At 35.6% G+C, this 25,348-nt stretch carries 21 protein-coding genes; 5 read left to right on the top strand and 16 right to left on the bottom strand.

Annotated features, from left to right (window positions below):
- Positions 1-356: 356 nt before the first annotated feature.
- The 12 genes from A8L32_RS13285 to A8L32_RS13230 form a co-directional block, all read right to left on the bottom strand.
- A complete protein-coding gene (locus A8L32_RS13285; RefSeq protein ID WP_066631289.1) occupies positions 357-1,121 on the bottom strand; it encodes a DUF6261 family protein in 765 nt (254 codons plus the stop codon).
- Between the two features lie 481 nt (positions 1,122-1,602).
- Positions 1,603-2,313 (bottom strand): hypothetical protein, encoded by a 711-nt coding sequence (locus tag A8L32_RS13280; RefSeq protein ID WP_066631287.1) that lies wholly within the window; start codon positions 2,311-2,313, stop codon positions 1,603-1,605.
- Positions 2,314-2,387: 74 nt separating this feature from the next.
- Entirely contained in the window at positions 2,388-3,101 is a 714-nt protein-coding gene (locus tag A8L32_RS13275; RefSeq protein WP_066631284.1) for a hypothetical protein, read from the bottom strand.
- A gap of 87 nt (positions 3,102-3,188) precedes the next feature.
- Positions 3,189-3,743 (bottom strand): REP-associated tyrosine transposase, encoded by a 555-nt coding sequence (locus A8L32_RS13270; protein WP_066631283.1) that lies wholly within the window; start codon positions 3,741-3,743, stop codon positions 3,189-3,191.
- Between the two features lie 145 nt (positions 3,744-3,888).
- Entirely contained in the window at positions 3,889-4,914 is a 1,026-nt protein-coding gene (locus A8L32_RS13265) for a PQQ-binding-like beta-propeller repeat protein (RefSeq protein ID WP_066631281.1), read from the bottom strand.
- A gap of 180 nt (positions 4,915-5,094) precedes the next feature.
- The gene (locus A8L32_RS13260; RefSeq protein WP_198931780.1) at positions 5,095-5,529 is read right to left on the bottom strand and encodes a transposase; all 435 of its coding nucleotides are present in this window, start codon (positions 5,527-5,529) and stop codon (positions 5,095-5,097) included.
- 133 nt (positions 5,530-5,662) lie between these two features.
- Positions 5,663-6,220: a hypothetical protein gene (locus A8L32_RS13255; RefSeq protein WP_066631278.1), complete on the bottom strand. Its 558-nt coding sequence runs from the start codon at positions 6,218-6,220 to the stop codon at positions 5,663-5,665.
- A 357-nt stretch (positions 6,221-6,577) separates the two neighbouring features.
- Positions 6,578-7,975 carry a dicarboxylate/amino acid:cation symporter gene (locus tag A8L32_RS13250; RefSeq protein ID WP_066631275.1) on the bottom strand — a complete coding sequence of 466 codons (1,398 nt, stop codon included), beginning with the start codon at positions 7,973-7,975 and terminating at the stop codon, positions 6,578-6,580.
- Between the two features lie 109 nt (positions 7,976-8,084).
- Complete coding sequence (gene aroC, locus A8L32_RS13245; RefSeq protein WP_066631272.1) at positions 8,085-9,161, bottom strand: chorismate synthase; 1,077 nt, start codon at positions 9,159-9,161, stop codon at positions 8,085-8,087.
- A 288-nt stretch (positions 9,162-9,449) separates the two neighbouring features.
- On the bottom strand, positions 9,450-10,043 hold the full coding sequence (locus A8L32_RS13240) for an FKBP-type peptidyl-prolyl cis-trans isomerase (RefSeq protein ID WP_066631269.1): 594 nt from the start codon (positions 10,041-10,043) through the stop codon (positions 9,450-9,452).
- Between the two features lie 137 nt (positions 10,044-10,180).
- A complete protein-coding gene (locus tag A8L32_RS13235) occupies positions 10,181-12,124 on the bottom strand; it encodes a dipeptidyl-peptidase 3 family protein (RefSeq protein ID WP_066631268.1) in 1,944 nt (647 codons plus the stop codon).
- Positions 12,125-13,417, bottom strand: a complete 1,293-nt coding sequence (locus tag A8L32_RS13230; RefSeq protein ID WP_066631266.1) for a hypothetical protein — start codon at positions 13,415-13,417, stop codon at positions 12,125-12,127.
- Positions 13,418-13,476: 59 nt separating this feature from the next.
- Here A8L32_RS13230 and A8L32_RS13225 point away from each other — a divergent pair, with 59 nt between their 5' ends.
- Complete coding sequence (locus tag A8L32_RS13225) at positions 13,477-13,668, top strand: DUF6132 family protein (RefSeq protein WP_083631325.1); 192 nt, start codon at positions 13,477-13,479, stop codon at positions 13,666-13,668.
- A 67-nt stretch (positions 13,669-13,735) separates the two neighbouring features.
- Here A8L32_RS13225 and tdh read toward each other — a convergent pair whose 3' ends face one another.
- Both tdh and ppk1 read right to left on the bottom strand, forming a co-directional pair.
- Positions 13,736-14,770 (bottom strand): L-threonine 3-dehydrogenase, encoded by a 1,035-nt coding sequence (tdh, locus tag A8L32_RS13220; RefSeq protein ID WP_233145487.1) that lies wholly within the window; start codon positions 14,768-14,770, stop codon positions 13,736-13,738.
- Positions 14,771-14,997: 227 nt separating this feature from the next.
- Positions 14,998-17,076, bottom strand: a complete 2,079-nt coding sequence (ppk1, locus tag A8L32_RS13215) for a polyphosphate kinase 1 (protein WP_066631260.1) — start codon at positions 17,074-17,076, stop codon at positions 14,998-15,000.
- 272 nt (positions 17,077-17,348) lie between these two features.
- Between ppk1 and A8L32_RS13210 the strand changes: the two genes are divergently transcribed.
- Both A8L32_RS13210 and miaB read left to right on the top strand, forming a co-directional pair.
- A complete protein-coding gene (locus A8L32_RS13210; protein WP_066631257.1) occupies positions 17,349-18,014 on the top strand; it encodes a ferredoxin--NADP reductase in 666 nt (221 codons plus the stop codon).
- Between the two features lie 157 nt (positions 18,015-18,171).
- Positions 18,172-19,518: a tRNA (N6-isopentenyl adenosine(37)-C2)-methylthiotransferase MiaB gene (gene miaB / locus A8L32_RS13205; RefSeq protein ID WP_066631254.1), complete on the top strand. Its 1,347-nt coding sequence runs from the start codon at positions 18,172-18,174 to the stop codon at positions 19,516-19,518.
- 328 nt (positions 19,519-19,846) lie between these two features.
- Here miaB and A8L32_RS13200 read toward each other — a convergent pair whose 3' ends face one another.
- Both A8L32_RS13200 and A8L32_RS13195 read right to left on the bottom strand, forming a co-directional pair.
- Positions 19,847-22,186 carry a TonB-dependent receptor gene (locus tag A8L32_RS13200; protein WP_066631251.1) on the bottom strand — a complete coding sequence of 780 codons (2,340 nt, stop codon included), beginning with the start codon at positions 22,184-22,186 and terminating at the stop codon, positions 19,847-19,849.
- Positions 22,187-22,438: 252 nt separating this feature from the next.
- The gene (locus tag A8L32_RS13195; RefSeq protein ID WP_066631248.1) at positions 22,439-23,545 is read right to left on the bottom strand and encodes an AraC family transcriptional regulator; all 1,107 of its coding nucleotides are present in this window, start codon (positions 23,543-23,545) and stop codon (positions 22,439-22,441) included.
- 177 nt (positions 23,546-23,722) lie between these two features.
- Here A8L32_RS13195 and A8L32_RS13190 point away from each other — a divergent pair, with 177 nt between their 5' ends.
- Entirely contained in the window at positions 23,723-24,676 is a 954-nt protein-coding gene (locus A8L32_RS13190; protein WP_066631291.1) for an SDR family oxidoreductase, read from the top strand.
- A 61-nt stretch (positions 24,677-24,737) separates the two neighbouring features.
- Positions 24,738-25,250: a hypothetical protein gene (locus A8L32_RS13185; protein WP_066631246.1), complete on the top strand. Its 513-nt coding sequence runs from the start codon at positions 24,738-24,740 to the stop codon at positions 25,248-25,250.
- The last annotated feature ends 98 nt before the right edge of the window (positions 25,251-25,348 follow it).

Raw genomic sequence — 25,348 nt, 5'->3', positions numbered from 1 at the left:
GATGCTATACAAGACTTTCAGAACAATAAAATAAATCGTTTAGGACGCCTATTGGTATTCAAAAAAAGTATAACAGATCTTCAAATTCGGTGTGGCATCCAAGTGAGTTGGTATCTTAAATCATTAAAAGTCATGTAAATCAAGCTCTCCTTCTTTTCAAGGAGGAGTACCGCGAAGAATGAGTGGGGAGGTGGTTTTTAAATGCTAAATGCAATTACCCTGCAACATGGAGCAGTAAAAGACTAAATTCTCAATTATTTATCTACCTTTGCAGGGATTGGTAACATTTAGTTATGTTATTAATTATCTAAAAGGTGGTGTATATGGCTGTACATCACCTTTTTTCATTTATATCTCTACTCATTTATCAAATTTAAATCCTCATCCATCTCTTCATCATCCGAATCATTTTTACTGCCATTAGCTTGTCGTTTTTTAATGGCACTCGTAAAGTTATCGATCAGGGCATTTAGTTCGTTCACTAAACCTTCGTATTTAGCAATGCCATCAATGGTAATAAAGGCATTTATACGGGCATACAAAGCATTTAATGCTGCTTCGGCATCTGTTCTTAAACTGGCCAGCTTTTCTTTTGGCGCTTGCGCATACTCCTTGTTTCGGGCTAAAAACAAAGTATCAAAACTTTCATTCGCATTGGTCAAACTGGCATAATAGTCCTCAATATGACAGGCCTTAATGCTTTCTTGCGATTTGGCATTATCCAATTCCTGAAAAATATCATCTAAATTAATGGTCTGAGTATGATAACTCTGACGGTTTAGCTGGCGCCCATGTTTGGTAAAAACAGCCAGCAAATCAGTAGCCTGTTGTTGTATAAGCTCATCAGGATGATACTTGGCATGGGCATCCAGTATAGCTAGAATAGCCGAGTTACTATTGTCTCGTATTTGATCCTGCCCCACTATTTGAGCTGTTAAACCACTTCCCCGGTCAATGGTATACATGTTTCGCATGGCCACTTGCACCTTAGCTAAAGTGCCTATCTGATTTTGAATATTCAATTCCGGATTAGTTTGTGTGCTAAAGATTTTAGCATTTAGGTCGGTAAATTTTACAAATTCACCATTACGATAATCATTAAAATTTGGTAATACAATCATAATTTACTGAGTTTTGTGTTGATAATTATATCTAATATACAAAATATTAATAATATGTATAGTGTTATAATTATTTTTTTACCTCAGCCACCCACAAACGTAATACGCTCATTGTGAACGTCCAGCACCGTGCCCGATGAAATTCGCCGCGATGGAAAACGTGCTGCACCGTGCCTGACGCTTTCCGTTGTGGTGGAAATGGCCCTGCACGGTGCCCCAGCAAATTTGTTGCGATGGAAAGCGCCCTGCAGCCTCGCTGACGATATCTATTAACCAGGAAAAGCTCCTGCACCATGCCCGACTTATTATTTTAAAAAGGAAAATGCCCTGCGCTGTGGGCGATGATATATTTAGCAAAAATGTATTATTTTGTGGTTTTTATGGAGCGAAGTAATTGATATGCTTTTACTTTATTTACCACACGGCTGTTTCTTGTTCCAAATCACACGATACAATCGTGCGATAGCGGGGGATAGCGGGGCTACAGATCCTCTGGATAAGTATTGTGTTGGCTTAAATAGCTTTGTAAGCTTCGCATATTTTCTATGTGCTGCTTATTGGTAATATCAATAGGTTGCTCAAATTGAATTATTTCTAATACTTCATCATCTAGCTCTTTTATGCTATAGAAGGGGGCTTGCAACAATTGCTCCTTAGTATGCCATTTGCCATATGCCGATTTAGGAGTTAAACATCTGTAAAAAAAAGATTCTTCTATAAAAGGGGCATTGTAAAAGTTTATATCAAGTAGACCATTCTCTCTATAAAACTTATTTTTAGATGCTACGCCTACAAAGCTCTTGTAGTATATTTTACTATCTAAGGATTGGTAAATATTATAGAAGAATTGCTCGTAGTAATGAAACTGTTCGAGGGTGAAGTTGGGGGCTTTATTTACAAATTGAATATAAATTTCTTTCTTTTCCAACTCCCTAAACAAAAGACTAATTTCTTTTTCTCCATTCTTAGAATGGCTGCAATGAATTATACTGAAATCACTGTCTAAATTCTTAATTAAATACTCTATTGCTAAATCTATATCTTCAAAATAAACACTGTCTACCTCAAATATATGACTACTTACTCTTATTTTATCCCAAGGTAATGCAATCTTCCCTATACATTTCAGAGCAGATAATATACTACCATCTGACGAACCACTTTTGAGCATTATTTCTATATTATCTACCATTCCGTTTTAACATTTATTTTTGACTTTACTTCATCTAGTATATCTAATCTCTAACTAGCGAGGAGATAGCGGGGCTACAGATCCTCTGGATAAGTATTGTGCTCGCTTAAATAGGTTCTAAGCTTACGCATATTTTCTATGTGCTGTTTATTGGTAATATCAATAGGGTGCTCAAACTGTATTATTTCTAATACCTCATCTTCTAACTCCTTAATGCTATAGAAGGGTGCTTGCAACAATTGCTTTTTAGTGTGATACTCTCCATAAATGGCTTTAGGGGTTAAACAACGGTAACAGAAAGTTTCTTCTAAAAAAGGGTCATTATAAAATAGCTTATCCCTTAACCCATTCTCTCTATAAAACTTATTTTTAGATGCTACACCGACAAAGCTCTTGTAGTATATTTTACTATCTAAGGATTGGTAAATATTATAGAAGAATTGCTCGTAGTAATGAAACTGTTCTAGGGTGAAGTTGGGGGCCTCATTTACAAATTGAACATAAAGTTGTTCATTATCAATATGCTTAATTAATAAAGAATATTTGCTTTCTTCTCCTAATTTACTTTCACCATAAATACAACTATCCTCTTCCTCTATATTATCAATAAAACTATTAATTGCTTCTTCAAATATCTGGAAATCTTTTGTATCGTCTTCAAAGGATGTACTCCACACAAATATTTCTGTCCAATTTATTTTAAAACCTTCCACTGAATTTAAAATATCTCTTACCACTGTTTTGGCTGGCATAGCAGCTGTTAACATTATTTCTATATTATTTGCCATTGTGTTACTAACTTAATTCTTTATTTTGCCTTATCTGTTATCCGGATTGAGCCCCAAGCTGTCGCACGATTGTATCGTGTGACTCAACTAATATACAACAATCACTCCTTCTATTAGGCCTCGCTCTCCGGCATAATCTTTTGCACTACTATAAACGTATTCTTCTGCTTTATAAACCAACCTTTCTTCTACAGGATTATTATGTATGTAATTAATCTTTTCGTCTATTACATCATTGCTCCATAATTCAATGGGTTTGTTATCATGTCTCCAAAACTGGTATTTGCTGACATTAGAAGCTTTGGCTCCGGCCTTTTCAAACTGTTCCAACAACCATTCTTTTCTACTTTCCCTGGGATTATCAATAATTGCTTTTACTATTTCTTTGCTCGTAAACCTCTTAAAATCTCCTAACAACAACTCTGGTTTCTGACCTTTAACACTTCTGAAAATTAAATGAACATGGTTGGTCATTATACACCATGCAAATATCTCCATACCTTTTTCCTTCTGGCAAAATTGCAAGCTGTCAATAATAATATTTTTATACTCGTTTCTAGTAAAAACATCAAGCCACTCAACTACTGCAAAGCTTACAAAGTAAACTCCTGCAGGATTATGGAACTTCCATCCTCTACTCATTTGCGATATCTCTTTAAAGTGATGGTGAAATATAAAACAAAGATTGTACTGTATCAAACGTAGATGGGCTGTTTCTTGTACCAAATCACACGATACAATCGTGCGATAGCGGGGGAGGACTCGCGCGGTAGCTGGGGAGGGACTATTATACAATATCGTCTTTATAAATATGAAGATTCTTTGTGAGATCTTCTAAATATTCTAACACATATATTTTACCATTTTGTACTTCTAAATCGCCTATTTGCCAAGCATCTTTTTGATGATTAATGGTAACAATATCTATTAACTCTAAACTGTTATAATCTAATATACCTATCTTAAACTTACGATAATCGGTTAAATATATACGGTCATTTTCAATTTTATATTCAGGGATTCTATCAATACCTTTTCCTATTTTTAAATATTCATCGAGATTAATATCTCGTAGGGTTTTTCCAGTACTTAGGTCAATTTCAAGAAATGCACTTTCGTATAAACAAACTATTTTATCATTATAAATCTCGTATTTACTAAATGGCACTATTGCTTCCCAAACTATTTTACCCGTACTATAATCCAGAGCTATTAACTTTTTACCTGTTAATGGCACAATAAGATAATTATTCCACAATTGTATTTTACCTCTTATTTCACCAGTGTGTTCTCCTTTGTAATCTGTGTATTTACCAATCTCGGATGCATTGAATGACCAAAGGGTTTCGCCGGTTAATATATCTCTCTTAAATATTTCTTCATCATCTAAGTATTTAGAGTAGATCATTAATTCTAGCCCCCAACCACATCTAATAACAGATTCGTCAAAACTCCAAAGTATATTTCCAGAACCATCACAAATTCCATTTCTAAATATTTTTCGCTTAATTTCCTCAGAAAAGCGAAAAAAAGAATTATTTAATTGTGCTATATTATTGGCATTTCCTATTTGTATTCTATTGTCTACATTTAAATTTTCGTCGATATAATTTAGTTTACCTGAATTTGTTTCCGATAATTGATCATTCTGTATACGATAGAAACTTTCGACCGTAAATCTTGGTCTTTTTTTATAAAGTATGCAATTGTCACTTTTATCACTTTTTAAAAGCTCATTATTCTCAACAAAAAATAAGTTTTTACGCGTAAGCCAATAGGAAGTTATATTGTGTAAAAAATCTACTTGTTCCATCTTACTCAGTTTTAAAAATATTATCCCCCAGCTGTCGCACGATTGTATCGTGTGACTCAACTAATATACAACAATCACTCCTTCTATTAAGCCTTGCTCTCCGGCATAATCTTTTGCACTACTATAAACGTATTCTTCTGCTTTATAAACCAACCTTTCTTCTAAAGGATTATTATGTAATTAGTTAATCTTTTCGTCTATTACATTATTGCTCCATAATTCAATGGGTTTGTTATCATGTCTCCAAAACTGGTATTTGCTGACATTAGAAGCTTTGGCTCCAGCCTTTTCAAACTGTTCCAACAACCATTCTTTTCTACTTTCCCTGGGATTACCAATAATTGCTTTTACTATTTCTTTGCTCGTAAACCTCTTAAAATCCCCTAACAACAAATCAGGTTTCTGACCTTTAACACTTCTGAAAATTAAATGAACATGGTTGGTCATTATACACCATGCAAATATCTCCATACCTTTTTCTTTCCGGCAAAATTGCAAGCTGTCAATAATAATATTTTTATACTCGTTTCTGGTAAAAACATCAAGCCACTCTACTACTGCAAAGCTTACAAAGTAAACACCTGCAGGATTATGGAACTTCCATCCTCTACTCATTTGCGATATCTCTTTAAAGTGATGGTGAAATATAAAACAAAGATTGTACTGTATCAAACGTAGATGGGCTGTTTCTTGTTCCAAATCACACGATACAATCGTGCGATATCAGGGGGAGTCGTAGGCGTAGAATTTACAAAGTAAGCTTGTCAAATACAAGTCCTTCAAAGTTTAAACTTTGATACAAAGACATAAACTCATCCGACTTTTCTTTAATACCAGTATAAGTTAATACTTCGCCTTTTTGAGTTTGAGGAATTTTAAAAATTGAAGATTCACAAATCCGACTTCTTAAAAATGAATATGATAAAATTCTACCCCGACTTCCATCCGAATATATTTCCCACTCTGATAACTCTTCATTTAAACAATTCATACATTCCAAAACATTTAAAACGTACAACTTTTTATTTTTTACCTTGATCGGTATTACCTCGCCTGCCATTTCAAAAATTGATAATAAATCACTATTGTAAACCTTATCATCAAAAGCGAAAGCACCATTTGAACCTAAACTATAAAAATTTCCTTCTTTACTATTAGGGTTTATAGAATACCACTCTATTTCACTCAAGTTTTTCTCTTTTTTCTGACAATTAAAGACGGTATAATCTAATATACTACCGTCTTTTATAACAGGAGATATCCATTGATAATTATTGACATCTACTTTAATACTATAAACATTCATTATATATAATTAATAAGGTATTTTACCATTTAATATTTCCCGAATAAATTCGATATGGAAAAACTAGAATTTACTTACACTGAGCGCCCCCCAGCTAGCGCGGATCTGTGATCCGTGAAATTGTATAGCGGTAAAATAATACAAAAGATTCACAAATTAAATAGTTGTTGCTCTTGTTAGTATGAAGAGGAATTGTAATCTAAGCATTTCATTGATTATTTACAAGCTCAATTGCAAATCGGCGCTAGCATAAAGAAAAAAAATGATATTATTTACCACACGTGGGGACACGTGCGGCAGCTTAGGGGCAGCTTAGGGTTGTTATAAGGAATGGTGGGTAGCAGCGGATCTATCTTTCTATTTCTGCTTATCATCCGTATCTACATACGAATCAATTACACAAGCCACCGAAGCATCTCCCGTAACGTTTACCGTGGTTCTAACCATGTCTAAAACACGATCCACAGGTAAAATAATGGCAATCCATGCAGGGTTTAGTCCCACCGATTGTAGCACTACCATCAACATCACTATGCCTGCACTTGGAATGGCTGCAGAACCTATACTGGCTAAGGTAGCAGTTAACACCACTGTGATTTGCTGACCTAAAGTGAGGTCAATCATATGCATTTGAGCCAAAAACACAACGGCTACTGCCTGATAAAGACTCGTTCCGTCCATGTTTACTGTTGCGCCTATGGGTAATACAAAACCAGCTGTTTTTTTATCTACACCTAAATTTTCCTCCACGCATTCAAAAGTAACCGGCAAGGTTGCCGCACTGGAACTGGTAGAAAATGCCAAAGCCTGTGCTGGGCTAATACCTCTTAAAAATTCAAAGAATTTACGTTTGGGAACCAATAACTTTAATATGCCTGGGTAAATACCAAAAGCCATGGCTAACAAGCCAGCTAAAACAGTGAGTGAGTACCATCCTAAACCCTTGAATATTTCCAATATCTTAGCGGGATCATCCCCAGCAATATCATTGACCACACCAGCCATTAAAGCAAAAACAAAAAACGGAGCGCCTTTCATAATGATATCTACCATCTTAATAAATATCTCAGAACCACCATCTACAAACTGAATAATAACCCTAGATTTTTCGATGGGCACATATAAAATGGCAATACCAAAGAAAATAGCAAAGAAGATGATTTGAAGCATAGATCCTTGGCCAGACAAGGCATTAAATATGTTTTGAGGAACCAAATCTACCAATGCTTGCAAAGGGCCTTGCTTACCCTTAGGTTTATATTTAGATACCGTTTCATCCTCTGATGATAACTCAAGTTGCGATGTTTTAGCATCAACAATAGACTTATATTCTGCTTGAGCCGAAAAGTGCCGACCATCCTTAATCGGAATTCCTTCCTGATTGGCCCATAACTCATACGCAATCCGATTCTCAATGCGGACTTCTTCCGAAAAAGTTTTTCCTGGTTTAAAGATGTTTACCAACACCAAACCCAAAGAAACGGCAATAATGGTAGTCACCAGATAAAGCCCCAAGGTACGCGCACCAAGCTTACCTAAATCTTTGGGGTTACCTAAACTAACAATTCCACTAATGATGGAAAAAAGTATTAAAGGAATAGCAATCAGTTTAAGCAGGTTGATAAAAATCTCACCAAAAGGAGCAATCCAATTGCTGGTAAATTGTTGCCAACCTAAATAACCCGATAAAACAGCCCAAAGGGCACCTAGGGCAATACCAATAATAATTTTCCAATAAAGTGGAATGTTTTTCATGCTATATAAGTATAAAGAAGAAAGACAAAAGTATAAAGACTTAGTCCTAACGCAATCACAAAAATATAATTAAACTATTTACTTTTAACTTTCGACTTTTAACGAGGTACTACCTGTACATTTTATTCAAGTAAATCATATCAACCATAACCATAGCTGCCATGGCTTCAACAATAGGTACAGCACGTGGTAAAACACATGGATCGTGACGCCCCTTAACGGTTGTAGCCACCTCTTCGCCTTGTTTATTAACGGTATTTTGTTCCTTAAGGATAGTTGCGATGGGCTTAAACACCACATTCATATACACATCTTCGCCGTTGGTAATACCTCCTTGAACACCACCAGAACGATTGGTTTTTGTACGGACTTTATCGCCATCCATATAAAACTCATCATTGTGCTCAGTTCCTTTCATACCGCCTGCTTTAAAGCCCATTCCGTACTCAAAACCTTTAACAGCATTGATACCTAACATGGCTTTACCCATTTCAGCATGAAACTTATCAAATACAGGCTCTCCCAATCCAACAGGCGAATTCTTTACCACGCAAGTAATCACCCCTCCTACAGAGTCCTTATCCTGACGAATTTGATCGATGTACTCAATCATTTTCTCCGCTACTTCAGCATCCGGACAACGCACTATGTTTTCTTCGACCTTAGCCAAATCCATTTCGGCGTATGATTTTTCTAATTTAATAGAACCCACTTGAGAAGTGTAGGCATTAATTTGAACGCCATGCTTCTTTAAAATAAGTTTGGCTACAGCTCCTGCGACAACACGTGCAATGGTTTCACGAGCAGAAGAACGACCACCTCCGCGGTAATCACGAATACCATACTTCTCTTGATAAGTGTAATCGGCATGCGATGGACGATAAACGTCCTTTATGTTGGTATAATCTTTTGAGCGTTGATCTCCATTCCAAATTAAAAACCCAATAGGTGTTCCTGTGGCTTTACCTTCCATTACACCAGAAAGAATTTCTACTCTATCTTTTTCATCACGAGGTGTTGTAATAGCACTCTGCCCTGGACGACGGCGATTTAACTCACCTTGAATAAAGTCCAAATCAATTTCCAACCCAGGCATTACACCTTCAATTACTCCACCTACTGCTTTTCCGTGCGACTCTCCAAAAGAGGTCAGTTTATAAAAATTTCCGAATGTATTACCAGCCATTTATTTATAGATTATCCGACAAAAGATAAAAGACAAGACGCTTAAAAAAATCCTTGTCTACATAAATCTAATATCTTGAATTATGAATTATTTTAACCCAACCATGTTTATTACATGATTTAAGTCACAAAAATAGAAAATTGATTGGATTAAGGTTACATGTTAATCTTGTAAATCATGTCCATTATTGAAAAAAGCCCATTTTCTTACGAAAACAGGCTTTATATCTTTTGTATAAAGAGAGAAAGTACTTTACGAACTTTCTACTTTACAAACTTTTAAACTCTATTATGAGCATCCGCAACCGCCAGAACCTGATCCGTCAGGACCACATGCTCCAGAATCACAACCAGCAGCTTCTTCACCAGTTCCGCATCCACAACCAGAACCACAACCACCGCCACCAACAGCAGCCATCATTTCTTCGTCAGTAGTTTCGCGAACTTCTTTTACAGCTCCTGCAAAATATAAATCATCACCAGCTAATGGGTGATTAAAGTCCATTTTAACAGTTTCATCAGTAATATCTAAAACGATACCGTTTAAACGATTTCCTTGAGCATCTTGCATAGGTACCATGTTACCTACTTTAATTAAATCCTCATCAATTTTTCCTTCTACTTCGAAAATATTTTTAGGGATATCAACTTTAGCCTCTTCGTTGATCTGACCATAAGCCTCATCAGCAGTTAATTTAAAGCTAAAATCATCGCCAGCTTTTAAACCGTCTAATTTTTCTTCAAACATTTGAAGCATACGTCCTGTTCCGAAAACAAACTCTAATGGCTTATCCTCTGGAGTTTCCTCAACAATCTCCCCTTCAAATCCCTTTAATCTTAATACGTAAGAAAGTGTTACGTATGCGTTTCTTTTAATATCCATATGTATAAATTTTAATATTTTCTGTTTCAATAAATTTTATGCAAAGAAAGCGAGTTTTTTAGAATATGCAAAAGCATTAGCAAAAAACAGACTTCCTTGTCTTAATTGATTATCACAGTACTTAGCTATGATTTGGACTATTCTCTTTGCAAGTTTCCATATTCTTTTGAATACTTTAACATTTGCTCTGCATAATCCGTTTTATAATCCATGACAACGTCACTAATATTTCCATCCTTTTGTACCAGCGTAAAATTAGGATTCAAGAACCCTGTAAACGGCGGCACTTGCAATTTTTTAAATCGCTTCAGTACTTCTGAATGAAGCTGCTGGTTTATTTTAACACCGTAAGTCTCCACAATGTTCTGTGCAGCCTTAACATCTCCTTCCGATTTTATTCTTTGTATCTCTTTTAAAAGTACACCAAACAAGTCTCGAAGCTTTGTAAAATCATTAATTCTGAAGAATGTTTTTCCGTTTTCAATAATCTTTTCAACCACTTCTCCATTACCTGCAGCAAATACCCAAGCAGCAATTAACTGGCGGTTACGCATATGTGCTTGCTCAATATCATCACCTAATTTAATACGTGTAATTTGAGTTAATAAACCATTTCTGATATAACCATTATAATGTGCTTTGGCGGCATCTAAATGAGGCAATAAACCAAGCTCAAGCATTTTAGCATCGTACATAAAATAAAGGCCGCATAAATCTGCACGTGTTTCTTCAATTACTGATGCATAATTTTTTAAAGCATCAGAAGTAACACCAGGCATTAATTTTCCTGAACCATGACCAACACATTCGTGGAGATGGGTATGCAAATTATCCGATACGGCGCCATATTTTTTCTCTAACTCTACTTCTTCAGCGGTTAAGGTAAATTCCTCGGCAAAGCCAGAACTTAAAGATGCCTTGTGATGTGCATTGGAAATATTGGTTAGAGTAACTGACTTTGAACCATACTCTTCTCTAATCCACTCTGCATTGGGAAGGTTAATACCCAAAGGACTGGCAGGATAGCAGTCACCACCCACGGCAACAGCACTAATGGCTTTTAGCGTAACTCCCTTTATTTCATCTTTTTTATAGGCCTTATCCGTAGTCGAGTTTTGCTCAAACCAAAGCGCATTTTCAGCAATAATTTCGGCCTTTTTAGTTTCCTCTTCATCCACTAATTGAACCACTCCTTCCCATGTGGCTTTCATGCCTAATGGGTCTCCGTAGGTTTCAATAAAACCATTGATAAAATCAACATCTCCATCTAAAGCACTCACCCACTGAATACAAAACTCATCAAACCTTTCAAGGTCTCCTGTTTCATAGAAATCCATCAACAGTTGAATAACATCTTTCTGCGTTTTATTTTCGGCATACTTAATGGCTTGTGCTAAATGCTGATGAATTTGCGTGATAGCTTCACCATATTTACCGCCGATTTTATAAACTTCCTCTTTTACTTCATTGCCATCTTTTACCAAACGGCTATTTAATCCAAAAGACAGCTTTTTATTATCACTGTCAGTCTTTTGCTTAGCGTAAAATGCCTCAACTTCGGACTGACTAACACCATCATAAAAATTATTGGACGATGTTTGTATTAAGTCTTCATCTGCTCTAAAGTTAACCCTTTTACCCATGAAGGTCTCGTCAAAAATCAAGCGTTCTATTACCTTTATAGTATCCTTATTAAGATGCTTTTCGGTCAAACCTGAATCTCCAGAATTAAGCTGATTGAGCTGAGTATAAAAGAAATCTTCAGAAAAACCTGGTTTAAATTTATCTGTGCTATAATGATGATGTGGTCCACTGGCAAACCAAACTTTTTTAAGATAGTTGGTAAATTGTTTCCAATCCTCTCCTACCTTATTTTCTGTACTCTGATAAATGGCTTCTAAAATATCTCTTAGCAAGAGATTATACTTACCGTGCTGGTCAAAAAGAATATCTCTTCCGGCCAAAGTAGCCTGACTAAGATGATAGATAAATAGTTTTTTATTTAAGTCCAGTTCCTCAAAACCAGGAACCTCAAATCTTAATATTTTTATATCATCAAATTTCTCTGCAAATACTTCCATCTAATCGTTAATTAAATTATTACGCAACTTTACATCACCCTGTGGTTTAGCACCATCCTCTTCAACTTTAGGATTAAACACATCCACATCCTCGGTTAACACCCACTTACCTTTTTGAAACTCATATGCATCGTACGAAAAATCTGGACCATAGAATCGTGTATTACCTTCGTATAAACTGCTCGGAGGCGCCAAATGGTCGAGTACAATTCTATTTTTATCTGAATCGTACTTTAACATCATGTTGGTTGCAGCATTATATTCAAATACTAAGCGTTTATCTAGCACACGTTCTGTTTGAAAAATGGAATGTCCAAACCTCACCTGACCATTACCTACCACTAACATACATTCCACCACTTTTTGCTTGGTCATTTCGTTATTAGGTTTATAACCCAGCAATATGTAATATGTTCCGTAATTATTGTCTTTTACACTAACCATGTCGTAATAAATGGCACCCAACCATTTTTTTGGCGATAAGGCCGATTTTTGAACTGAGCGTATTTTGTGCGTATTATCTATTAAAGGATGCATTTTTACAACACCTTTATCTTTTATCATAACAGCGCCAAAGAACTTATTGGTAGAATTCGGCATAAGTAAGTTCCATGTGCATATTTTTACACTTCCATCATCTGAAACTAACGTTGACATACGCTTCAAACCGTCCAATTTATCATTAAACCATTCTGGATTATTCCAGATAACTTGTAATCTATTGTTGATAGAATCGTTCAAAGCAAGCCTAGCCTCCGCCGTTTCACGATAAAGCAACTCTTCGAACATACAAATTGCAGCTAAATCTCGATAAGACTTATACCTATTCTTATCTTCCTTAAACTCAAAATTCAAAGTATATAAATCCGTATCACCCTGTATAGTACGAGCCAAACTCATATTAACTTCTCCATTTCCTTTTTTTACTTGGCCTTGAATATTATCATCAAAATCGTGTAATACTTTGCGTCCATTCTTATCACCATAAAGCACAAACCAATCCAAGCGTAAAATCATATCTTGGTCAAAAGTGTTAAAGTAATAAATGGTATATTTTGAATCGCTTGATTTAGCCTGTTTGATATATGAGTTAGCTTGGTAGGATACTGACTGATTTAATAAAAAATACCGGAACGATTTAGCAAACTTAGCCAATTGATATTTCTTTGCATTGATATCATCCAAGGCAGATATTTCTTTAGCTCTTTTATCAAAAGTGGAGAAATCCTGTTGTGCTTTTAATCCTGCACAAGACAACAGCATAAAAACTACCAATATTTTATATATATACATTGTTATATGTTTTAATATTTTATTACTAAATTGCGATGCGCAAAATTAATGTCGAAAGTATGAAGATTTGGGAGAAAATAAAAAAACAAAAACCGCACCGAATTATTGGAGGAGTATTAATTGGTGCTGTATTAGGATATGCATACTATTATTTTGTTGGATGTAACTCGGGTACATGTGCCATAACATCAAACCCTATCAATAGCGTTTTATATGGCTCTTTTGCAGGATTAGTTATTAGTTTTAAGTAAAAAAACAGCTAACAATTAATAATATTTCCATATTTATAATTGATAGCTGTTCATTATATCATGGCTTCTATTCCCAGTTCAATATTATTTTACCGCTGTTTCCTGATTCCATAATATCAAAACCTTTTTGAAAATCATCTATATGAAAACGGTGCGTAATCATTGGAGTTAAATCTACTCCTGATAATAGCATCTGTTCCATATGATACCAGGTCTCAAACATTTCTCTTCCGTAAATTCCTTTTAGAGTTAGACCTTTAAAGATCACTTTACTCCAATCTATTTGGGTATGAGAAGGCTGAATTCCTAATAATGAAATTTTACCTGAGTTATACATATTATCCAACATCGAATTAAAGGCAACCGGGTTACCCGAACATTCTAATCCAATATCAAATCCCTTCATCTGAAGCTCATTATTAACAATATCCGACAAATTTTCTTTGAGCGGATTGATTACACGGGTAGCGCCCATTTTTCTGGCTAACTCAGCTCTGTATTCGTTGGTTTCAGTAGCCACCACATAACGCGCACCTGCAAACTTTGCGATGGCCACGCACATACTGCCTATTAAACCGCTTCCTGTAATAATTACATCTTCACCAATAATAGGGAAGCTAAGTGTGGTATGGGTTGCATTTCCAAAAGGGTCCATAATAGCCGCCACCTCATCCGAAATATTTGGATGTACCTTCATTACATTAGTAGCAGGCACCTTCACGTACTCCGCAAAAGCGCCATCAATATTAACACCAATTCCTATCGTGTTTTCGCAAATATGCTGACGCCCTCTCCTACAGTTTCTACAATGACCACAGGCAATATGTCCCTCACCAGTCACTCTATCTCCTTCTTTAAATTCAACCACCTCAGAACCCACTTGTGCCACAACTCCCACATACTCATGACCAACAGTCATAGGTGTATTAATGGTATTTTGAGCCCATTCGTCCCATAGATAAATATGTAAATCGGTGCCACAAATAGCAGACTTTACCACTTTAATCAATACATCATTAACGCCAATTTTAGGAACATCAATTTCTTCTAACCATATACCTTTTTCTGGTTTTGTTTTCACCAATGCTTTCATCTTTGCCATAGTATTCCTTTTTTGTAATCTAATTCAAAGGTGAGAATAAGATTATGATACTTCAATGATAAATCTCAATTCTATTTAGTGTTTGTATATAAAGCCAATTACTTCGTTTACGCTTCAGTAGAACTGCATAAAAATACTCAGAGTTAAAACCCCGAGCTATATAATTTTGCAACTCGTAAAAACTAATATTGTGATTCTTTATACTGAACTTCATAAGCTAAAAGTAATTATTCACTTTCAGCATTACACTCCTCTTCTTCTTCGTGCACATTTTTAAGCCAGTGATAAAACTCTAATTGAGAACGGTACTCGCCATCTTCTTCATTTACCTTTCGTAACTTATTACTTAATGAGTTATTTAAATCTCTGGCAGAGCAGTTATCTTTCATCTGCATATCTAACTGCATTTTAATTTCTCGCTGTAACTTTTTGTCATATATAGGACAAGCCACTTCTATCCTACGGTCTAAATTACGAGTCATTAAATCGGCTGATGAAATATACATTTTCTCATTACCATTATTCCCAAAAATAAACACCCGGGTGTGCTCTAAAAAACGATCGATAATACCAATGGACTCAATAGGCTTGGCAGCTTCATCAAAGTCTGAAAAAAGAGAAAACATACCACGTACATTCAGTTGGACTTTTACACCCGCCTTTTGAGCTTTGTATAAAAGCTGAATCAGGTTATAATCTACCAAGTTATTTACCTTAATATAAACCGATGCCTCTTTACCTTTATCTGCATTTATAATCTCTCTTTCAATATAGTTTTCAATAGAGTTACGCAAGTAAAAAGGCGCCACCAACAAATGATTAAAGAAGGGTACTTTATAGTTTCTACTAAAGAAATCGAATACAGAAGCCACCTCTTTACAAATACCAATATGTTTGGTAAATAATAAATGGTCAGCAAATATGCCAGCAGAATCTTCGTTAAAATTACCTGTTCCGACACATACATAATTAGCTAGTCTGTTTCTTTCTTTACGAACCACCAAACAAAGCTTTGCATGTACCTTTAAACCTGGAACCCCGAAAATAACTTTTACTCCAGACGCCTTTAAATCATTAGCCCACCAAATATTTGCTTTTTCATCGAAACGAGCCTGCAGCTCAACAACTGCCGTTACTTTTTTACCATTACGAGCCGCATTTTTCAGTGCTTTCATCACAGCCGAATTATTGGCCACACGATATATCGTTACCTTAATTTCTTTAACCAATGGATCAATAGAAGCCTCTCTCAGATAATCGATAAAATAATGGAATGACTGGTATGGGTAGTGCAACAACAAGTCTTTTTTAGTCACGATAGAGAACATAGACGTTTGCGGCTCTATGTCTTTATGCGGTATGGCAGGTAAAGATGGATAAGTCATTCTTTTGCTTCCGAACTTAGGAAAGCCAATAAAATCCTTGAAGTTATGATATCTACCGCCTTTAATTACTGAGTCATCAGAGGTATAATGTAGTTTGGTTAATAAAACCTGTAACATATCCTCAGGCATCTTTTTATCGTAAACAAACCTTACAGGATGTGCCTCTTTTCTGCGCTCTAAGCCTTTAGCAATCTTCTTCACATAACTTTCCGAAATATCATCATTGATATCTAATTCAGCATCTCGCGTTAGTTTAAAAGTATAAGCAGCAATATCATCATTATCAAACATGTAAAACATATCTGCCAACTCGTAACGAATCACATCATCTAACAACATTACATACTTTTTTCCATCTAAAGAAGGTAGCAATACAAAGCGATCCATCGATGAAGGAATTTCCACTAAGGCATAATTTGTTTTTCCGGTATCCGAGTCTTTAAGATATACGGCTAAATAAATTCCGTCATCTGCTAAGTCGGGCAATGGTCTGCGCTTGTTTAAAATAATAGGCATCAAATTACCACGTACCTTTTTCTGGAAGTAACGTTTTACAAATTCCCCTTGATCATCATTTAAATCTTTTTCATTGATGATATAAATATCCTGTTTGGCCAAATCGGTTAATATCTTATCGTAGGCTTCACCAAACATATTACTTTGTTTCATGACCAACTTATGGATATCTTTTAAAATTTGTTGCGGGGTTCCTCCTTCAAACTCGGTGTTTTTATCTAATTGTACAATCCTTTTTAATATAGCTACTCTCACACGAAAAAACTCATCCATGTTGTTAGAGTATATTCCTAAAAACTTTATCCGCTCAATTAGTGGAACATTATCGCGCGAAGCTTCTTTCAGTACTCTTTCGTTAAACGATAACCAACTAATTTCTTTACTTCTAAAGTGATGTAAGCTCATAGGTGAATATTCTTATTTTATGTTTCCTTAATTATTTATTTAGGTATGCGTTAATTCAAATATTACTTTCGAATGGTATTATAATTCCCATCAGGTAGATGTTTAAACTAACTCAAGCGTAAAGCTTAGTATTAAACCTGCATAAAAATAACAATTATATACCTAACAAGGTTTGTATTTGACGGTAAAATAATCTTGAACAAATTATAAAACTATGGGTTTTAATACCAATTTTAAATAAAGACATTAAACAAACAGATAGAATAAGTCAGATGAATAGAAGCAGAAAGCGATTAAATTTACACGATATACTAGAGGTTAGACACTTAACAGATACTTCATTTATTATTCGATTTGAAAAAAACGATTTGGAGTTTACTGCTGGTCAGCATGTATGTGTTGGGCCTCCTAATGGAATACACACCAGAGAATACTCAATATATAGTGCCGTGAATGATCCATTCATAGAAATTTTAGTAAAAGAAGTTCAGAATGGATTGATTACACCTGTATTAAAAGGACTAAAAGCAGGCGACTCTGTAGTAGTGGAAGAACCTGTGGGTTACTTTGGATTAAACAACACCGAAAAATTCAATAAAAAATATTTATTCATCGCAACTGGAACAGGAATATCTCCTTTTCATTGCATGGTAAAATCGAACCCTGGTTTAGATTACAAAATTGTACACGGCGTAAGAACTGCAGAGGAAGGATACGAGAGGGAAGAATACGAAAAAGGTAAATATACCCTATGTTCGTCGAGGGATACGAGTGGTGATTATGCAGGTAGATTGACAAATTATTTGCAAGATTTAAAGATAGATGAAGAATTGGAAGTATATTTGTGCGGAAATTGCAATATGATTCACGATGCATATGATATTCTGGAGAATAAGGGCGTGCCCAACGATAGAATTCATGCCGAAGTATACTTTTAGTAGGAGTCTTAAAATTAAAAGTTTATTGAGTTAAGTAGGGTGTTGCGATGGGGAGAGAATAATGCCAGTTTTAATATAAAATTGGCATAAGTTAAATGTTTTAGGTTTTGATGGTTAAAGATGTTTATCCGTTAAAATCTAATGATTAGAAAAACGAATGAAGTACTTTTTACTGACACTTGGTTGTCAAATGAACATGAGTGATTCGGAACGTGTGGCATCAGTTTTAGATGCAGCAGGTTGCGTTAGAGTTGAAACGGAGGAGGAAGCTAATTTTATTGGGATACTTGCATGTTCGGTTCGTCAGAAGGCTATTGATAAGGTATACTCCAAAATATCGAAATGGAATAGGTGGAAAGACAAAAAAAACCTGGTTACTTTTATTTCGGGTTGTATGTTACCTGCTGATAAAGAAAAGTTTTTAAAGCTTTTTGATATTGTATTTACCATGCCTGAGTTACCTCAGTTACCTCAAATGCTGGGTGAGTACGGTATCGCAAACCCACTTTCGTTAAGTGCAGAACCACAATCGCCAGTTGATGAAATTAAACTTTTTTGGAAAGTAAAACCTAAGTACGACAGTAAATTTGAGGCTTTTGTCCCGATCCAGAATGGTTGTAATAAATTTTGTACTTACTGTGCGGTTCCTTATACAAGAGGAAGAGAAATATCTCGTCCTTCGGAAGAAATTTTAGAGGAAGTAAGAGGCTTAGCTGAAAAGGGATACAAAACCATTACGCTACTCGGGCAGAATGTAAATTCGTATGGACTAGATAAGAATGGTGACGAAATAACCTTTGCTCAACTGCTTGAACAAGTAGGTAAGATGGGTGAAGAGATAGATAGCGAATTTTGGGTTTATTTTACTTCGCCTCACCCCAAAGATATGACCACCGATATTTTTCATGTAATCGCTAAATACAAATGTTTGGGTAAACAAATTCATTTCCCATTACAAAGTGGAGATGAAAAAGTATTGATTAAAATGAACCGTAAGCACTCCGTATCCAAATACAGAGAAAGCATGGTGGCTTTAAGAAAGATATTACCTGAAGCAACAGTATTTACAGATATTATTGTTGGTTTTACCGATGAAACCGATGAGCAGCTAGAAAACACACGTAAAGTGATGGAAGAGTTTAAATACAATATGGCTTATATCGCCATGTATTCTCCTCGTCCTGGTGCAGCATCGTACCGTTGGGAAGATACCGTTAGTTTAGATGATAAAAAGAAACGTTTTGCTATTTTAAGTGAAGAACTGGCCAAACATACTTACGAATACAACAAAGCTCAAATGGGAAAAACCATTAAAGTTTTAGTTCGGGAGGAAGATAGAAAAGCCGGCTATTTATCAGGACATACATCTGGTAAGTTGGTTATTCGTTTTAAGTCGGACAATAAAGATTTAATTGGACAAATTGTGGAGCTTAAAGTAACGGCTGCTGCTAAATTCTCGATGGAAGGAGAATTGGTAACTGTAAATCAAGAAGCTGCTTTGTAAGAACTCAAATATTATCATAAAATAACAAAGGGATGACCATTAAATTGGTTGTCCCTTTCTTTTTTTGCAAGCCTAAGCATGACCTTTGCTAAGGTTAAAATAAAGTATAACACAAAGCCCGAAACAAATATTGCCCCGGGCTTAACGCACTTAAACTTAACCTCTCCTGCACTAATCTCCCAATAATTAAATCTTTCCCAAACTTGATTGATTATACCATAGAAAGATAGAATAGGTTGTGAAGTGTTTATAGAAACATACTTTTAATAAGTGAACTAATCTAATTTATTGATAAATGGTAACATTCTTTTATTTTGAACATTAGGCATTAAAATTCTATTCTATATGTAAAATATGGATACATCATAGTAAGGCCGTGCTCTACCACTTTTTCCTGCTCAAAATCATATGCCCATCCAAACATTTCGCTTTGCATTAAAGCATTTTTTACCTGCAGTGATAATATATGAGCACTCTTGGCTTTATTTATTCGATAGTTAAAAGCCAAATCAACAAACAGCTTATCATTTTCCTGCCATTCATAAGCTCTGGATTCATCCAATACTACCATTTCATTTTCCTTAGAAGCCTCCTGATCGGCAGGGGTAAATCGGTTTCCACCCATAAACGAAATTTTAGTATTTATACCAAAGGTATTTTTATCTCGCACGGTCCACTCTTTTCCTCCCAGTAGGTTTAAAACGTAATTCCTGTTATATGAAGTATTGCGTTCTACTCCATCACCACCTACATATTTAGAATCAAATACCGACCCCGTAAACATATAATACAGCCCATTCTTCATATATCTTTCTAAGGTAATATCCACCCCAACATTGGTTCCCGTACCTGAATTATTTAAAGCGTCCTCAAAATACATATCCCAAGTATAATTAATTAAAGATATTGAGCTACCATCTACTACCGGAACATCATATAAGGACTGATAATAAGGCTCTATCTTTAGTTTCATATTTTCGTTGATACGATAATCGTATGCAAACACATAATGATGTGCTTTGGTGACTTCTAAATCTGGATTTAACCAATTATTCTGTTCATCCATCGCTTGATAAAAGCGGATGGGTTCTACCCTACTGTGCTTTCCGTAAGCTACGTTAAAGGAATGTTTAGGCAAAAATCGCCACGAAAGTCCCAGCCTTGGTTCAGGAACAACTTCCTCATTCATTTGGAGATAAGAAACATTGATACCCGCATTAATATCAAAAGTAGGTGCAAGTCTGAATTTAGATTGGGAATAAAACTGATACTGATTAGCACTTCCGCTTTGATTGGCAATGGCGATTAACTCCTCATCTTCACCCGGATTTGGATTACCCTTTATATCTAAATTATAGTGTCGAGCATTAAGTTTTACCCCTGTTTTATTGGTATGTTTATTACCAAACTTATGATTTAAGTAGGAATGCAAATTAATATTTTTGTTCTCCTCCTGATGATTGGCCAATGGAATAACACTATTATCACGTTGTATTTGATCGCTCACCATCTCAAATTGATCGTAAGTAAATGCCACAGAAGTTTTCAGATAACTCTTTCTACCCACATTAATTTGGTGCGTAATACCTGTTGCAGCAATATCCGAACCCGTTTTGTATTTATTATTGTCAAAGGAGTTGGTCCATTCATCCGGATCTTCATCCGGATCAAAAGCTACACTACTTAAACCTCCTATACCCCAAATAGAGAAAGTCCCTGCTTTTTGCGTAGGCAGATAAAATTTATAACTCAAATCCTGATACTCAGGCATACCAAAGTTGCCATCCATTAACTGACCAATCAGCCCCATGGTAGAATATCGATAATTAAAAAGATACGAGGCATTGCTCCCTTTTTTCAAAGGTCCTTCGGAACTGATATCAATGCCTTGCGAACCAACTTGAAAGGTAGACTCCCGTTTATTGCTATTTCCATTCCTAAACTTCATATCAAAAGCGCCCGACATGGCATTTCCATATTCTGCAGGAAAAGCGCCCGTAAAAAAGTCGGAATTAGCAAGCATGTTAACGCTAAAAACGGTTTCTATACCACCTCCATTATTCACTCCATTCAGATGGTTAGGAGCTGGAATTTCTATCCCCTCCAATCGCCACTCAATTCCCTTGGGCGCATTACCTCTAATTACTATGGCATTATCATTTACTCCTTCAGCCATGCTGACTCCTGCAAAAGAACCCGCCAAACGTGATGGGTCATTCCAACCGCCGGCATATCGCATCGCCTCTTCTACAGAAAACGACCGTGCCGATAAAGTAGCCATATCATTTTGGGCTTTATCTTTTCTGAAACCTGGCTTAACTACCACCTCATCGAGCTGCTGAAAACTTTCTTTTAACTCTACGTTTAGCTCTAATTCTTTACCCGCTCCAACTACAATTTCGTTGAACATGGCCGCATCGTAGCCCATAAAACTAAACTGAATAGAATATCGCCCCACGACAACACCTTCCAACACGTAATATCCATCCATATCAGTTGTGGTTCCAATAGGTGGGTTACTTCCCATAATATAAACATTCACCCCCGGAATAGATTGGTGTGTATCCATATCTATCACCCTTCCTTTAATATTTTGCACTGGAGCCTGCTGCGCCATAATTACCTGCGCAACGCCAAGTAGCATTATCAAAATTACATTCCTTCTCATCTTAAATTATGTTGTAATTAGTAATGCAAAAGTACGTTTGTACATTACATTAAATGTTCGGGTTTATGAAAATGAACCTGTTTTTAGTGTATACAAGATAATATAATGAAGAGTAACCTATGTTAATGATCAATACTTTTCAACTCTCAATACGTATAAATGGCGACAGAAGAGGGTGTCCACAAATAACTATTAACCAATAGGTTTCAACATCACACAATCGATTACTCCCATACAAATTTAAGTACCAACTTATAAACCTGAACTCGATTTTCGATACTCGGAAGGAGTTTGTTGGGTAAGTTTTTTAAAAGTGGTGTTAAATGATGTTTTAGAGTTAAAGCCCGAATCAAAAGCTACAGCCAGCATAGTTAATTTCTCTTCACTCAGCAATAACTCCTTTGCACAATCTACACGATACCTGTTTACAAACTGAAAAAAATTTTCGTTATATCCACTATTAATTAAATAAGATAACTGATGCGGAGTAATAGTCATCTTCTCAGCAAGGCGAACTAGGTTTAATTCACTATCTAAATACAAACGCTCCTCTTGCATAAGATGATTTAGCTTCTTTTTTAAACGTTCAAGGTCATCATCACCAAGCAATTTCTTTTTAATTTTATCGGGCTCTTGCTCTTCTATAATAAAATTTAAATCGTCTTTTTGGTTCTCCTTAATGGGAAATATTTCTCGCTGACGGAAAGAAAAATAAGCAATAGAGAATACTGTAACAAACTGTGTTGTATTTACCAGCAAATTAACGTCGCGTGTACTTACAAATATGTTATGAAGTATGATGATGATGCAAATAACAATAACCTGCAATAAAATATACTCTAACCAATTTAAATTGATGCCCTGTGCATTAGATGAATATAATAGGATACTCTTTTGATGACGTCGGATTTTAAAATAAGAAACCACCGCATAAACAGACGATAGAGATAAAATAATGACAATGGCTAAAATATGACCATGTGGGCTTTGACTTTGCTGAACGTGCCCATACACTAAAACCGCAAAATATATTAGAGGAACAATAACATGAACTGCATGCTTAGGTTTAAGTTTAAAATTTGGATTTGAATAAGACAGAATACTCGTTAACAACACCACAGGAGTGAAAATTTGTAGTCCGTGCACCATGATTAATACTATAGGGTTAAGATCTCCAAAACCTGCATACAGGGCTATTTCTTCAAGCCAAAACGAGGCGTACATCATCAAAAATAAAGCAAACCATTGATTTCCTTTTTTATTAATACCTAATGGATTGGCTAACTTAACAAAGCTAAGTAAAACCAATGAGCCAAATATTAATATAACAATGAGTGCATTCAGTTGATCGTATACCATGATGTTGTCTTTCTATTACAAACATACGGTTTTAAGGGTAAAGAAGAAAAGCGTAATAGAAACTAAAAACACATGTAAGAAATGTATAATTTTTCTGCCAAAATGTTTAAGTACAAAACATCGTTCATTGGCCATATTTGTAACATGATATTTTACTAAAAATTAAAAACTTGAATGATGGCACATAAAAATCAATTTGGCAAAAAAGGATGGACTCCAAGCTTAATGAGTTCGCAAAAAGGCAAAACATTTGTTATAACTGGTACCACTAGTGGAACAGGGTTTGAAGCAGCGCGAATATTGTTATCCAAAGGAGCAAAAGTGGTCATGCTCAATCGGAATTCAAAAAAGTCGGAAAATACCATAGCGGTATTGAAGGAGAAGTTGGGAGATAATATAGACGTGTCGTTTATTCAGATGGATTTAGCAGAACTAAACTCTGTACGAAAAGCTGCTGAAGAAGTACTTCAAACAGTTGCTCAAATAGATGCACTCATACTTAATGCAGCCATTGCCCAAGTGCCTAAACAAACCTTTACACTTGATGGTTTCGAAAGCCAACTGGGTGTAAATCATTACGGCAACTTTTTACTTCAAGCACTACTATATAAACGCATTGAAGAAACAAAAGGACGCATTGTAACTGTAGGTAGCTTGGGTTATAACTTAGGGATTAAAACCATACAATTCGACGATATGAATTGGGATAAAAACTACAGCCCTAATGGTGTTTATAGCCAAAGTAAATTGGCTCAAATTATGTCCATCTACGAACTTCAAAACCGATTGAAAAAAGCAGGAAAGACAAACGTAAAAGCTTATGCCTGTCATCCAGGTGCCTCCAGGACATCACTCATAAAAACCAGCGGCAGCTTGATGACTCGCTTTGTTTGGCAACTGATGAAATTGTCTCCTCTGGTGCAGTCTGCCGAAAAAGGAGCTTACCCAGAACTAATGTGCGCCACAGAAGAAAACCTAGATGAGAACGGTTTCTATGGACCCACTGGGCGAGGTTATTTTACTGGCCCCGTTGGCGAATGCAAATTACAAAAACATGCAAAAGATAAAGCTGTGGCAGAGAAGTTATGGACTTTATCTGAAAAGGAAACAGGTACTAAATGGAATTTGTAAATTAATGGTTCATTCATTGCTAATAAGTGCTTATTTGAGTGTTGAATAAAAAAATTAAAACATGGATATATTAAAAACAGCCACAGATTGGGCAAAAGCGGAAGCCTTTTCGAGTTCATTCTTTATCATCTTTGGTATTTTGTTTGTATTGGCAAGTGCAGGATTTTGGCAGATGGGAAAAACCGACATGGCAAGAGCCTATATCATCCCCACCTTGGTGGCAGGCGCTTTGCTTTTAACTATTGGATTAGGGTTATTTTTTACCAATAAAGCCAGAATCACACAATTTGAAAAAGCCCATAATGCCAATGCACCAGCTTTTGTAGAAGCAGAATTGACGCGTGCTGAAAGTACCTTAAAAGAATATAAAAACGTTGTTTTCATTGCTATTCCTATAATCATTGCAGCCTGCGCTCTAATGATTCTTTTTATGAATACACCTGTTTGGCGTGCTAGCATGATAACAGCCATAGCTTTATTGGTAGTTATTTTATTGATTGATGGTACAGCTCATGCTAGAATTGAAGCTTATAACAAACAATTATTATTGGTTGAAAAACAAGTAAAAGAATAAAGTTATCGATCCAATAGCGTCCTAAACGATTTTTTTAATGTTCTGAAAATCTTGTTTAGCGTCGGCCTCAGCAGGTGAGTCAAAAAACAAGGTTAAAA

It is taken from the genome of Labilibacter marinus (genome assembly GCF_001659685.2).
GTDB classification, from domain to species: domain Bacteria; phylum Bacteroidota; class Bacteroidia; order Bacteroidales; family Marinilabiliaceae; genus Saccharicrinis; species Saccharicrinis marinus.
This window is presented reverse-complemented; position numbering and strand designations above follow the sequence as displayed.

Excerpts from the sequence above, each read along its gene's own strand:
- miaB (WP_066631254.1), top strand. The coding sequence starts at position 18,172 with ATGAAGTACTTTTTACTGACACTTGGTTGTCAAATGAACATGAGTGAT.
- A8L32_RS13270 (WP_066631283.1), bottom strand. The coding sequence starts at position 3,743 with ATGAGTAGAGGATGGAAGTTCCATAATCCTGCAGGAGTTTACTTTGTA.
- A8L32_RS13250 (WP_066631275.1), bottom strand. The coding sequence starts at position 7,975 with ATGAAAAACATTCCACTTTATTGGAAAATTATTATTGGTATTGCCCTA.
- A8L32_RS13200 (WP_066631251.1), bottom strand. The coding sequence starts at position 22,186 with ATGAGAAGGAATGTAATTTTGATAATGCTACTTGGCGTTGCGCAGGTA.
- A8L32_RS13280 (WP_066631287.1), bottom strand. The coding sequence starts at position 2,313 with ATGGTAGATAATATAGAAATAATGCTCAAAAGTGGTTCGTCAGATGGT.
- A8L32_RS13285 (WP_066631289.1), bottom strand. The coding sequence starts at position 1,121 with ATGATTGTATTACCAAATTTTAATGATTATCGTAATGGTGAATTTGTA.
- aroC (WP_066631272.1), bottom strand. The coding sequence starts at position 9,161 with ATGGCTGGTAATACATTCGGAAATTTTTATAAACTGACCTCTTTTGGA.
- A8L32_RS13185 (WP_066631246.1), top strand. The coding sequence starts at position 24,738 with ATGGATATATTAAAAACAGCCACAGATTGGGCAAAAGCGGAAGCCTTT.
- ppk1 (WP_066631260.1), bottom strand. The coding sequence starts at position 17,076 with ATGAGCTTACATCACTTTAGAAGTAAAGAAATTAGTTGGTTATCGTTT.
- A8L32_RS13190 (WP_066631291.1), top strand. The coding sequence starts at position 23,723 with ATGGCACATAAAAATCAATTTGGCAAAAAAGGATGGACTCCAAGCTTA.
- A8L32_RS13275 (WP_066631284.1), bottom strand. The coding sequence starts at position 3,101 with ATGGCAAATAATATAGAAATAATGTTAACAGCTGCTATGCCAGCCAAA.
- A8L32_RS13225 (WP_083631325.1), top strand. The coding sequence starts at position 13,477 with ATGAAGATTTGGGAGAAAATAAAAAAACAAAAACCGCACCGAATTATT.
- A8L32_RS13230 (WP_066631266.1), bottom strand. The coding sequence starts at position 13,417 with ATGTATATATATAAAATATTGGTAGTTTTTATGCTGTTGTCTTGTGCA.
- A8L32_RS13240 (WP_066631269.1), bottom strand. The coding sequence starts at position 10,043 with ATGGATATTAAAAGAAACGCATACGTAACACTTTCTTACGTATTAAGA.
- A8L32_RS13255 (WP_066631278.1), bottom strand. The coding sequence starts at position 6,220 with ATGAATGTTTATAGTATTAAAGTAGATGTCAATAATTATCAATGGATA.
- A8L32_RS13265 (WP_066631281.1), bottom strand. The coding sequence starts at position 4,914 with ATGGAACAAGTAGATTTTTTACACAATATAACTTCCTATTGGCTTACG.
- tdh (WP_233145487.1), bottom strand. The coding sequence starts at position 14,770 with ATGGCAAAGATGAAAGCATTGGTGAAAACAAAACCAGAAAAAGGTATA.
- A8L32_RS13195 (WP_066631248.1), bottom strand. The coding sequence starts at position 23,545 with ATGGTATACGATCAACTGAATGCACTCATTGTTATATTAATATTTGGC.
- A8L32_RS13210 (WP_066631257.1), top strand. The coding sequence starts at position 17,349 with ATGAATAGAAGCAGAAAGCGATTAAATTTACACGATATACTAGAGGTT.
- A8L32_RS13260 (WP_198931780.1), bottom strand. The coding sequence starts at position 5,529 with ATGAGTAGAGGATGGAAGTTCCATAATCCTGCAGGTGTTTACTTTGTA.
- A8L32_RS13235 (WP_066631268.1), bottom strand. The coding sequence starts at position 12,124 with ATGGAAGTATTTGCAGAGAAATTTGATGATATAAAAATATTAAGATTT.